Genomic DNA, 11,530 nt, shown 5'->3' with positions numbered 1-11,530 from the left:
CACCCTTCGTGGGAAGAAAACTTTCTTACGCCCCGATCCTCCGCAGCGCTTCCGCGACCGTCACGATCGGCATGTCGCGCCTCGCGGCGGCCTGCAGCGCATGGCGCATCAGGTCCGGCGTGCAGCCATACGGGCTCGGCGCGTTGGCGACGTCATGACCGTAGAAGATCAGCCATCCGCCGCTCTCGACCGCCTCGTCGAAATAGCCATCGACACCCGTCGTATTGATCTCGCGATCGACCAGGGGCGAGGCCCGCAGGAACTGGAGATCGATGACGTCGCGATTGACGCCGGGAAGGATGCCGCGCGCCGAGCGGAAGGTCTTGGCGAGCTGCGGCTTGCGCCACACCGACGCGATGCCATAGGGGTAAGCAAAATTTTCGAGCGTGATCGAGGAATCGATGCCGCGAAAATGGCTGCGGTTTCGCTCGATCTCGCGGGCCATGGCGGTCTCGTCGAGATTGACCGCACTCTGGTGCGAGAAGGTGTGGCACGCAATCTCGTGCCCGGCCCGGTGAAGCCGCACGATCGCGTCGTTCGACAGGCCGTGCCAATGGTCCGAGGGACGATCGACCAGGCTGCCCGCGAGATAGAAGGTACCGCGGCCGCCATGCTGCTCCAGAAGCTCGGCGCCCTCGCCTGCGGCGCTATCGGGGGCATCGTCGAAGGTGAAGCTCACCATGGGCGCATGCGCGGGCAGACGGTGCGGCGCGGCACGAAAGTGCCGGGCCAGCCGATTGCTCACGCGTCCCTGGAGTGCCGACCACACGACTCGCATTTCCTGTCTGCCCCGCCGTCACTGAAGCATTCGTGCGCCGCTCGAGGCAAGCTACACACTTCGTTAGTCCTAACGTCGATGCCGTCGTCCCGACCTAACGTGCAAGCACCGACGCGTCGGTCCCCGCGCCGAGATATTGCAGCCAGTTCCGGAACAATGCCGCCGCGGCGCTGCCCGCGGCAATATCGGCACGCAAATTCAGCGCGGGCAGCTCGTTGCTGAGCGCGGGGTGGCGCTGGTGCCTTGCCTGTTTCTCGAAGCGGACCAGCTTCTCTTCGGTCGAAGCGTCAAAATAGCTCACGGGCAGATGCGGATAATTGTCGCGCTCACACGCGAGATAACGGCCGATGTCGCGCAGATATTCACGCTGAAGCGACAGTGCGTCATATTCCGGATGGCCCTGGAAGAACACGAATCGGCTCGCATATTGGCGGACGAAGGTATCGACGCCGGCCTTTGCCGAACGCGTCAGCACCTGGTAGCCGGCCTCAACGAGGTCGCTCTCGGCGATCTCGTTGAGACGCGAATGCGACACCTTGAGTGGAGCGGGCGCGGCCCGCGTCAGCGGATCCCTGGTCACGGCTTCGCAGTCGAAAATGCCGTGACATTTGGCCGGCAGCGGCCGCCGTTCGATGCGGTCGAGATGCAGCACCGCGGCATGCGCAGCGAGGCACGACCAGATCGTCGAGCGCGTGTTGACCTTGGCCCAGTCGATCAGCTCGGTGAGATCGCGCCAATACGGTTCCTGGTCGAGCTCAGGCGCGATCGGCTCGGCGCCGGTCACGATCAGGCCGTCGAACTTGTGGCGTCTGAGCTCGGTGAGTTCCGAGTATTCGCTCTCGACATGCCATCTCGCTTCCGGCGAGCGTTTCACCGAGGGCAGCGAGAAGCAGTGAAAGCGGATGCGGCGCGGACCTGCTGCGGCTTGCAGCAGCTTCATGAACTGCCGCTCGGTCGCCTTCAGCGCCGGATCCGGCATGTTGTTGATCAACCCGATCGTGAGCTCGGTGCCGCCGGGCTCGCGCGCCAGATCGCCCGCTCCCGGCACCAGCGCCGGGCTCGATATAGCTTGATCCCTGTCGATCAGGATCGTCATTGGCGCCGCCGCCTACTCCGCGGCCTGGAGGCGCGCGGACCGGCAGGCCTTTTCCAGTGCCTGATCGAGGTCCTCGATGATGTCCTGGCAATGCTCGATGCCGATCGACAAGCGGATCGTTTCCGGCAAAACGCCGGCGACCCGCTGCTGCTCCGCCGACATCTGCCGGTGCGTGGTCGAGGCCGGATGGCAGGCCAGCGACTTGGCATCGCCGATATTGACGAGGCGCGTGATCAGCTTCAGCGCATCGTAGAAGGACTTGCCGGCTTCCATGCCGCCCTTGATGCCGAAGGTGAACAGCGACGAGGCGTTGCCGTCGAGATATTTCTGCACCAGCGGATAATAGGGACTGTCCGGGAAGCCGGTGTAGTTGACCCAGGCCACGCGCGGATCCTTGCGCAGGAATTCGGCGACCTTGCGGGCGTTTTCGCAGTGGCGCTCCATGCGCAGCGCGACGGTTTCGATGCCCTGGAGCAGCAGGAAGGCGTTGAACGGCGACAGCACCGAACCCATGGTGCGCTGATAGATGCTGCGCGCGCGCTCGATATAGGCTGTGCGGCCGAAGCGCTCGGCATAGACGAGGCCGTGATAGGAGGCATCCGGCTTGTTGTAGCCGGGGAAGCGGTCGGCGTGCTTGGCCCAGGGGAAATTTCCGGAGTCGACGATGGCGCCGCCGAGCGTGGTGCCGTGACCGCCCAGAAACTTGGTCAGCGAATGCACGGCGATGTCGGCGCCGTATTCGAACGGCTTGAGCAGGATGGGCGTTGCAACGGTATTGTCGACGATCAGCGGCACGCCGTGTGCGTGGGCGACCTTCGCCAGTGCTTCGATGTCGCAGACATTGCCGGCGGGATTGCCGATGGTTTCGGCGAACACGGCGCGGGTGTTCTCGTCGATCAGCCTTTCGATTGCCTCGGGCTTGTCGCTCTCGGCGAAGCGGCCGGTGATGCCCTGCCGCGGCAGGATGTGCGAGAGCAGCGTATGCGTGGTGCCATAGAGCTGTGGCACGGAAACGATGTTGCCGCCGTGGTCGGCGACGTTGACGAAGGCGAAATGCAGCGCGGCCTGCCCGGTCGCGACCGCAAGCGCGCCGACGCCGCCCTCGAGCTCGGCGATACGTTTCTCCAGCACCGCGCTGGTCGGATTGGCGATGCGGCTGTAGCGATAGCCTTCGGTCTCGAGATTGAAGAGCGCCGCGCCGTGATCGGCGCTGTCGAAGGCGTAAGCCGCGGTCTGGTAGATCGGCACGGCAACCGCGTGCGTGGTGGCTTCGGGCTCGTAGCCGGCGTGAATAGCGATCGTCTCGTTGCGCATCGTGCCACCTCCGCGTGGAGCGGGCCGCACTTATTGGCCTGTATGAGGCATGTGCGTTGTCCGCCGTCCCTCTGTTAGAGGCGGGTGGTAAAGCGGACAATAATTCGTCTAGAGATCGAGGAAGTAACCCTAACGGTTGTTGGGGAATTGGCCAAAATTCAAGTCAAATTGGATTAATGAAGTTTTGCGGTTGGCGGCAGCGAACACGCTGCACTCCCTTCTCCCCTTGTGGGAGAAGGTGGCGCGAAGCGCCGGATGAGGGGTCTCTATCCATACGGCCAAGCTTGCGTTAGCGGAGAGAGACCCCTCACCCGTCTCGCCGCTGCGCGGCGAGCCACCCTCTCCCACAAGGGGAGAGGGAAACAACTTCGCTGCCCTATCAGTCCATCTGTTCCCACAGCCGATGGGCGAGCACGCCGGCGCGCTTCTCGATCGCGGCCGCTGCATCGAGCGCGAGATCCTCGCGATAGCGCCCGGCAATGAGCTGCACGCCGATCGGCTGGCCATCGTGCAGCGTCACCGGCACCACGGCGCCCGGCAGGCCCAGCACGTTGATCGCGGAGATGAAGCGGATCTCGCCCCAGAAAATCTCGCGCACGCGCTGGGGGCTGACAGTGTCCTCGCGCGGGCTAGGCGTCGGCTTCACCGTGGTCGGTGCCAGCACCACCGGATACTCCTCGAAGAACAATTGCCAGGCGCGAATGTGGCCGTTGCGCGCGGCGGTCGCCTGCATCCAGGCCTTGAGGTCGAGCACGTTGGCCTTGGCTTTCATGCCGCCCCACGCCTTGTGGAAGTCTTCCGACGTCACCTTCAGCATGCCGGCCTCCTGCATCACCATCGTCTCGTTGGTGATGATGTCGCACCAGGTCTGCCAGACGCCGTCGATGTCGGGCACATCGACCTCGCTGACGCGATAGCCGGAACGCTCCAGGTGATCGGCGGCCTGACGCAACGCCGCCGCGACGTGCGGATCGACGTCCATGTCTTCAGGAATCCTGGCGAGCGCGACCTTGATCGGCCCCTTCGGCTTCGGCCCGACCAGCGGCGCCGGTACCCACCAGGGATCGCGCGGATCGCGCTGGCTCATCACCTCCAGCGCGAGCCTGACGTCGGCGACGTGGCGGGCGAGCGGCCCCTGCGCCGACATCAGATGCGCCAGCATCGGCCGCTCGGCGGTTGCGCTTGCGTTGAAGGCCGGAATACGTCCCTGCGTCGGCTTGATGGTCGCAACGCCGTTGCAATGCGCCGGCCAGCGCAGCGAGCCGCCGATGTCGTTGCCGTGCGCGATGGTGCCTATGCCGGCGGCGACCGCCGAACCCGCACCGCCCGAGGAGCCGCCGCAGGTGATATTGGGATCCCAGGGATTGAGCGTCAGCCCGTGCAGGGGATTGTCGGTGAAGCCGCGGAAGGAGAATTCCGGCGTGTTGGTGAGGCCGATGATGATCGCGCCAGCCTTCTTCAGGTTGCGCACCACCGGCGAATCCGACGGCGCGATGAGGTCCTTGTTGGCGGGGACGCCATTGAAGTTCGGACGGCCCTCGTAGTCGACGTTCTCCTTGATCGTGATCGGTACGCCGTGCAGAAGGCCGAGCTCGCCGCCCTTCGCGCGCCGCTTGTCGGCCGCATGCGCCGCGGCCAGCGCCTCCTCAGAGAGATCGACGACAACCGCGTTCAGTCGCGGATTGACGGCCCGCATCCGCTCGAGATGCGCCTCGACGGTCTCGACCGCCGAGATGGCGCTGGAGCGGATGGCGGCTGCGGTCTCGACCGCCGACCATTGCCAGGCCGGGCCTTTTGGGCGGCGTGGTGCCGATGATTTGCGCGGAGCTGCCTGCTTGACCGGCTTGGTTGCAGCCTTCGCGACCTTGCCCTTGCGAACGGCGCTTGTCTTGCTGGAGGTCTTCGCTGCTTTCTTCGCAGCAGATTTCTTCCTGGTCGCCGTCTTCTTCGCCACGTCGCATCTCCTCACATTGCGCCGCGGAAGTTATGGAGGTCACGCCACCGTGTACAGGCGCGTTTCTGCATGGCGCGACTTCACGACGCGTTGTGGCGGCCGAAGGCGCGGGAGAGACGCTCATGAGCCTTTGGGGCTTTTCCCACGACGCATGTACTGGTTGAATGATGGAATAAACTGCGGCCAGGTTGCCGCATCGCGACCGGGTTTTGACGCCGCCATTTGGACAGCGGCAATTGGAGCGGACAACGTGAGCGGCCCGAGACATAGGTGACAAAACGTACCGGACACATGGATTACACTTTCCGCTTTTGTTCTGCGGGAGGTGTGGATGCCGTGGAAAGCGAGTTCGGTCATGGAAGAACGCCTTCGCTTTGTGGCCAGGCTTCTGGATGGGGAAGCCATGACGGATGTGTGCCGGGAGTTCGGCGTATCCCGCAAGACCGGCTATAAGATTTTCGATCGCTACAAAGAGCAGGGGCTGGCCGCCCTGAGCGATCGGTCCAGACGGCCGGTACGCTATGCCAATCAGCTCCCGGAGCAAATCGAGGGTCTGATTGTCCGCCTCAAAGCCGAGAAACCGCACTGGGGCGCGCGCAAGATCCGCGAACTGCTGGTCCGGCGGCTCGATGGCGATGTCAGGATTCCGGCCAAAAGCACCATCCATGCGGTGCTCGATCGCCATGGCCTGGTCAAGCGTGGCGGCGGGCCGCGCCACCGCGCGCGCGGCACGCCGCTGTCCACGGGTACCGGACCCAATGATTTGTGGTGCACCGACTTCAAGGGCGAGTTCAAGCTCGGCAATGGCCGCTACTGCTATCCGCTCACCGTTACCGATCATGCCTCGCGCTTCCTGTTGTTGTGCGAAGCGCTCGATTCAACGCGTGAAGACCCTGTAATTACTGCCTTCGAGCGTTTGTTCCTCGAGCGCGGCCTGCCGCTCGCCATTCGCTCCGACAACGGCGTGCCCTTCGCCAGTCCCAACGCCTTGTTCAACCTCTCCAAGCTCTCGGTGTGGTGGCTCCGACTTGGTATTGCAATCGAACGCATCAAGCCGGGCCACCCGCAACAGAACGGACGTCATGAGCGCATGCACCTCACCCTCAAAAAGGAAACCACCCGGCCGCCGGGCGGCAATAGCTTGCAGCAGCAGGAACGCTTCGATGCCTTCGTCCGCGAGTTCAACTCCGAACGCCCGCACGAGGCCCTCGACATGAAACGTCCTGCCGAGCTCTACGTCGCCTCAGCACGTTCCTATGCCGGCCTGCCGGAGCTGACCTATCCGTTCCACGATCGCGAGGTCCTTGTAACCGCGTGCGGCCGCCTTTGCCTGCACCGCAAGCGGATCAACATCTCAACCGTGCTGGCGGGCCAGAAGCTCGGCATCAAGGAGGTCGACGAGGGCATTTGGCTCGTCAGCTTCATGCACTATGATCTGGGATACTTCGACCTGGAGCAGAAAACCCTGCAACCTCTCGACAACCCGTTCGGCACGAGGCTGTCACCCATGTCTTAGGTACGTTCCGTTACCCATGTCTTCGGGCCGGACAACGGGGCTGATGGCGGAGAGAGTGGGATTCGAACCCACGGTACGGTTTCCCGCACACACGCTTTCCAAGCGTGCGCCTTAAGCCACTCGGCCATCTCTCCGGAGCGCACTCTCTTGAAGGGGCGCCGGTGATTTTGCAAGGGATCGCGGGGAAATCGGATGATTTTTCCGTAAGATATTGTACTTTATAGACAATATCAGGCGCCACGGCGACGCTTGGAACCGCCGCCCGCTGAACCGGCGGCGGGTTTGGCGCGACGATTCACTCAAGACCGTCAAACACGTCCGGGGGCACCATGACCATCCGCAACACCATTGCCGCGCTGAGCCTGATTTGGGCCCTTGCCGCTGCCTTCGCCGGACCGGCCGCCGCCCAGGTCTGCACCCGGCACGGGGTTGATGTCAGCTGTGACGACGGACGGCGCGGGATGCTTTCGGGCGATGCCATCCTCTGGCCGGACGGCACGCGCTCGAGCGCGACGCCGCATCAAAGCATCATCATCGGCCACAAGAGCTCAGTGCATGTCGGGCCCGGCGTGTTCGTCGGCCAGGGCAAGGGCATGGTGCCGCTCGACGATCCGAACGCGCCGAACAAGCGGCAGTGTGCGATTCTGGAGGGCGTGTCGTACTGCTATTGAGGCTGTCGTCTTCGCCCCTGCCCTCGCTGTAAAGAACGGGGGAGAAGAAGACTAGATCAACCGCACGCCTGAGATCGCCGACTTGAGCCAGCGCAGCGCTTGCGGCGGCTGGTTGGCGAGCGGCGCGACTGCAGCCTTCTCCGTCCGGCACTTCTCCAGTTCAGCGACGAAATCCGCCGACCATTGCTGGATGGTGTGGCCGCGAAGCTTCTTCATCATCGCATCCCAGCGCATCTTGCGCTCGGTGAGCGGCATCGCCGCCGCGACGGCGATCGCGCGCGCCATGCCGTCGATGTCATGCGGATTGACCAGCAGCGCGGCGTCGAGCTCGTTGGCCGCGCCGGCGAATTTCGACAGCACCAGCACGCCGGGATCAGCCGGATTTTGCGCAGCGACGTATTCCTTGGCGACAAGGTTCATGCCGTCGTGCAGCGGGGTCACCACGCCGATCTGCGCGGTGCGATAGAGGCCCGCGAGCACGGCCTGGCTAAAGCCCTTGTTGAGATAGCGGATCGGTGTCCAGTCGGCCTCGCCGTGGCGGCCGTTGACGTCGGACACGAGCCGCGCGACCTCGTTCTGCAAATTGCCATAGGCTTCGATGGCACCGCGCGAGGGATTTGCGATCTGCAACAGCGAGATGCTGCGCGCAAAGTGCGGATGCTCGGTCCAGAGCCGATCGAACGCGCTGATGCGGTTGACGAGGCCCTTGGAATAGTCGAGCCGGTCGACGCCGATCGCGAGCCGTTCACCGTTGAGACTGCGGCGCAGCCGCGACACGTCCGGATGCGACGCCGATTTCGCCGCGTATTGCGCGAACTTCTCGGCGTCGATGCCGATCGGAAACACCTCGCAGCGCGTTCGGCCATGCTGCGAGATCGCAACGCCGTCTTCGACGGCGAGGCCGAGTTCGCCCGCGACATAGCCGAGAAAATTCTGGCAATCGTCATTGGTCTGGAAGCCGATCAGATCGTAGGCCAGCATCGCCGTGATCAGCTCACGATGATTGGGCACGCCCTGCATCACCGCGGCGACAGGCCATGGCGTATGGAGGAAGAAGCCGATCGGATCGTCGACGCCGAGATCCCGCAGCTCCGCGCCGAGCGCGAGGAAATGGTAATCCTGCACCCAGAACGCGGTTTGCGCTTTCCGGAAGCGCATCAAGGCGCGCGCCATGAAGGCGTTGACCTCGCGATAGCTGACATAGTCGTCGCGCGAGACGCGGATCAGATCGCTGCGCGAGTGCAGCGCCGGCCACAGCGCCGAATTGGCAAAGCCCTCGTAATAGCCGCCATAGTGCGCCGCCGGCAGATCCAGCGTCGCAATCGCGCCCGAACCCAGTGCTTCGATCTCGGCGAACGGCTCCTTCTGATGACCGTCACGCACACGGCCCGAGGATCCCACCCAGATCGCGCCCGAATGTTCCACAACGGGTAGCAAGGCCGCCGCGAGACCACCCGTCATGGGCTCATTGGGCTTGCCGCGCGCGACGCGATTCGAAACGACGACTAAGTTCACAGGTCGTCCCCTCCTGTTTCATTCCACCCCATTTAACTGCCGTTCATCAATATGGTTCCTGATCATCCTTTGCACCAATTGAAACCAAAATCGGGCGTGCGCGTTGGAACCGGTTTACCTCCAGGCAACCTGACGATTTCGCTACACAAAGCCGGATTTGGAACCGTGGCGCGCGCAGCATGAAGCGACGCGCTGGAGGAATTACGCACGCGATATGTGGCTCCGAGATGTCGGTGCCTTATTCCAACCTTGAGTCGTCGAGCAGCCGCGCAAGGAACGTGCGCACATCGTTCGGGGCGTCGAAGTGCCCGTTGACCCCCATGGCGCGGCGACCAACCGAAAAAGAGAGCCCGTTCATGTCGGGCATGATCGCGAACACGGTCTCATCGGTAACATCGTCGCCGATGAAGATCGGGCGGCGTCCCCTAAAAGGCTCGTGCTTCATCAACTCGCGCACGCCGGTCGCCTTGGTAAAACCGGAATGCTTGATCTCGCAAACGAACTTTCCGGGCAGCACCTCGATCGGCGCATTGGGCAGGTCGGCGCGGATCAGCGAAACGGCTTCGTAGATCGCTTTCTCCGCATGCGGCGCAAGGCGGTAGTGCAGCGCCAGCGAATAGCCCTTGTCTTCGAGCAGAATGCCGGGACTGAGCTTGGCCACCGCCGCGAGCCGCCGCTTCAGCTCCTTATCCAGCGGCGGCGCGCTGACGGCATCGGCTTCGTTGTCAATGGAAAGCCGCATCTCGGCGCCGTGGCCGGCGACGGCGCGAAAGACATCGGGCGCGAAGATCAGGTCGATGTCGTTGAGCGAACGCCCGCTGACCATCGCCAGCGCGCCCGACGTGCGCTCCGTCAGCCGGTTCAGCGTTTCCGACAGGCCTGGCGGCACCCACACCTCACGCGGCGTCGGCATCAGGTCGAGCAGTGTCCCGTCGATGTCGAGCAGGATCGCTGTTTCATTGAGATGCGGCACGAGTGCGTGGGGCACCGGCACCGCATCGGGCGCTTCATCGTCGACCATGGTGCGCTTTAGATCCAATTCAGCCAGTTCCGATTTCATAGTCTACTCCATGGACGCAAGCGGCCGCGCGATTTCTTCGAGCGATCTGCGTTCCGCCGAGATGGCATAGCGCCACGCCACGATCGCGGCCGCGATCATCAGGAACGCCCCCAGCAAATAGCCTGCGAATACGCTCGTGCGTGATCCCGTGTCGATCAGCGCCCCGAACAATGCGGGGCCGATCACGCCGCCGATGCCGGTGCCGACCGCATAAAACACCGCGATCGCGAGCGCGCGGACTTCCAAGGAAAAGTCTCGCTGACGGTGAGATAGGCGGCGCTCGCGGCGGGCGAGGCAAAGAAGAAGATCACCATCCAGGCGATGGTCTGCCCCTGCGCGCTCAAGGCGCCGATCGAGAACAGATAACCCGACAGCGCCAGCAACACGCCCGACGCGCCGTAGGTGAACATGATCATGGTCCGGCGGCCGAGCGTATCGAACAGGCGGCCGAGCAGCAGCGGACCAAGGAAATTGCCGGCGGCGAAGGGAAGCAGATACCAGCCGACATGATCGGCGCTGATCCCGTAAAAGTCGGTCAACACCAGCGCAAAAGTGAAGAAGATGGCGTTGTAGAAGAAGGCCTGCGCGATCATCAGCACGAGACCGACCATCGCGCGCTGGCGATAGACCGAGAACAGCGTGTGCACCACCTCGCGGATCGGCGTGTGAGTCCGCATTTTCAGGCGGATCCTGGCGAAACGCGCGTCGCTCGTATCCTGGCCGTGTCCGAGCACCGAGCGCTCGACCTCGTCGACGATCGCGTGGGCCTGGTCGGGACGGCCGTGGATCATCAGCCAGCGCGGACTCTCCGGAATCCACATCCGCATCAAGAGCACGACGAGGCCGATGGCCGCGCCGATGAGATAAGCGAGGCGCCAGCCGAGATCGGGGCCGATCACCGCGGGATCGAGCAGCACGATGGCCGCCACGGCGCCCATGGCGGCACCGATCCAGAAGCTGCCGTTGATGACGAGATCGGTCCAGCCGCGATAGCGCGCCGGCACCAGTTCCTGGATGGTCGAATTGATCGCAGTATATTCGCCGCCGATGCCGGCGCCGGTGAGGAAGCGAAACAGCGCGTAGCTCGCGACATTCCATGACAGAGCGGTCGCGGCCGTCGCCGAGAGATAGAGCGCGAGCGTGATGAAGAACAGCTTCTTGCGGCCGATGCGATCGGTCAGCCAGCCGAAGCCGAGCGCGCCGAGCACCGCGCCCGCGAGATAGGCTGAATTGGCTATGCCGAGATCGAGATTGGAGAAATGCAGGGCGGGACTTTGCTTCAGCGCGCCGGAGAGGGCGCCGGCCAAGGTCACCTCGAGGCCATCCAGAATCCAGGTGATGCCGAGCGCAAGCACGACGCGGGTGTGAAACCCGCTCCACGGCAGCGCGTCAAGCCGTGCAGGAATGCTGGTTTCGATGATGCGATCGGCCGCGGCCACCGTGGAGACCACAGGTCCATCGTTCGGCGCTGGGCTTCGCTGCAATTCCATCGCGTTGTTGCATCTGACCAATGGACATGGCCCCGGTTCACATGGCGTGGATGGGGGCGATCCGATCAAGGGGTGCGGCATTCCGCCTGCCACCTGCGACAACGTCTGCGGCAGGGGCGGGTTCCAGCAGGAACGA

Annotated in this window: 8 protein-coding genes, 1 tRNA gene and 1 pseudogene; 2 read left to right on the top strand and 8 right to left on the bottom strand. The window is 63.8% G+C overall.

Annotated elements, in window-relative coordinates; all coding sequences use genetic code 11:
• Window positions 1–25: 25 nt before the first annotated feature.
• From AB3L03_RS19155 to AB3L03_RS19140, 4 genes are all read right to left on the bottom strand, one after another.
• The gene (locus AB3L03_RS19155; RefSeq protein ID WP_026232410.1) at window positions 26–769 is read right to left on the bottom strand and encodes a polysaccharide deacetylase family protein; all 744 of its coding nucleotides are present in this window, start codon (window positions 767–769) and stop codon (window positions 26–28) included.
• A 103-nt stretch (window positions 770–872) separates the two neighbouring features.
• Entirely contained in the window at window positions 873–1,874 is a 1,002-nt protein-coding gene (locus AB3L03_RS19150) for a homoserine O-succinyltransferase (protein WP_368506880.1), read from the bottom strand.
• 12 nt (window positions 1,875–1,886) lie between these two features.
• Entirely contained in the window at window positions 1,887–3,188 is a 1,302-nt protein-coding gene (locus AB3L03_RS19145) for an O-acetylhomoserine aminocarboxypropyltransferase/cysteine synthase family protein (protein WP_368506879.1), read from the bottom strand.
• 379 nt (window positions 3,189–3,567) lie between these two features.
• Entirely contained in the window at window positions 3,568–5,142 is a 1,575-nt protein-coding gene (locus AB3L03_RS19140; RefSeq protein WP_018452862.1) for an amidase family protein, read from the bottom strand.
• Window positions 5,143–5,473: 331 nt separating this feature from the next.
• Here AB3L03_RS19140 and AB3L03_RS19135 point away from each other — a divergent pair, with 331 nt between their 5' ends.
• Window positions 5,474–6,658 (top strand): helix-turn-helix domain-containing protein, encoded by a 1,185-nt coding sequence (locus tag AB3L03_RS19135; RefSeq protein WP_368506878.1) that lies wholly within the window; start codon window positions 5,474–5,476, stop codon window positions 6,656–6,658.
• 44 nt (window positions 6,659–6,702) lie between these two features.
• On the opposite strand, the gene AB3L03_RS19130 is transcribed toward AB3L03_RS19135, so the two are convergent.
• Window positions 6,703–6,792, bottom strand: a tRNA-Ser gene (locus AB3L03_RS19130).
• Between the two features lie 195 nt (window positions 6,793–6,987).
• On the opposite strand from AB3L03_RS19130, the gene AB3L03_RS19125 reads away from it, so the two are divergent.
• Window positions 6,988–7,329 (top strand): hypothetical protein, encoded by a 342-nt coding sequence (locus AB3L03_RS19125; RefSeq protein ID WP_085348222.1) that lies wholly within the window; start codon window positions 6,988–6,990, stop codon window positions 7,327–7,329.
• Between the two features lie 51 nt (window positions 7,330–7,380).
• On the opposite strand, the gene AB3L03_RS19120 is transcribed toward AB3L03_RS19125, so the two are convergent.
• The 3 genes and pseudogenes from AB3L03_RS19120 to AB3L03_RS19110 all read right to left on the bottom strand — a co-directional run bounded on the left by AB3L03_RS19120 (window position 7,381) and on the right by AB3L03_RS19110 (window position 11,394).
• Complete coding sequence (locus AB3L03_RS19120; protein WP_085348221.1) at window positions 7,381–8,844, bottom strand: trehalose-6-phosphate synthase; 1,464 nt, start codon at window positions 8,842–8,844, stop codon at window positions 7,381–7,383.
• 238 nt (window positions 8,845–9,082) lie between these two features.
• Window positions 9,083–9,904 (bottom strand): trehalose-phosphatase, encoded by an 822-nt coding sequence (gene otsB, locus AB3L03_RS19115; RefSeq protein WP_368506877.1) that lies wholly within the window; start codon window positions 9,902–9,904, stop codon window positions 9,083–9,085.
• A 3-nt stretch (window positions 9,905–9,907) separates the two neighbouring features.
• Window positions 9,908–11,394 (bottom strand): annotated as a pseudogene (locus tag AB3L03_RS19110) (MFS transporter).
• Between the last annotated feature and the right edge of the window lie 136 nt (window positions 11,395–11,530).

Origin of the sequence: Bradyrhizobium lupini (assembly GCF_040939785.1) — a bacterium.
Lineage (GTDB): Bacteria > Pseudomonadota > Alphaproteobacteria > Rhizobiales > Xanthobacteraceae > Bradyrhizobium > Bradyrhizobium canariense_D.
Note: the sequence above shows the minus strand (reverse complement) of the source record. Positions and strands in the feature narration are given on the sequence as shown.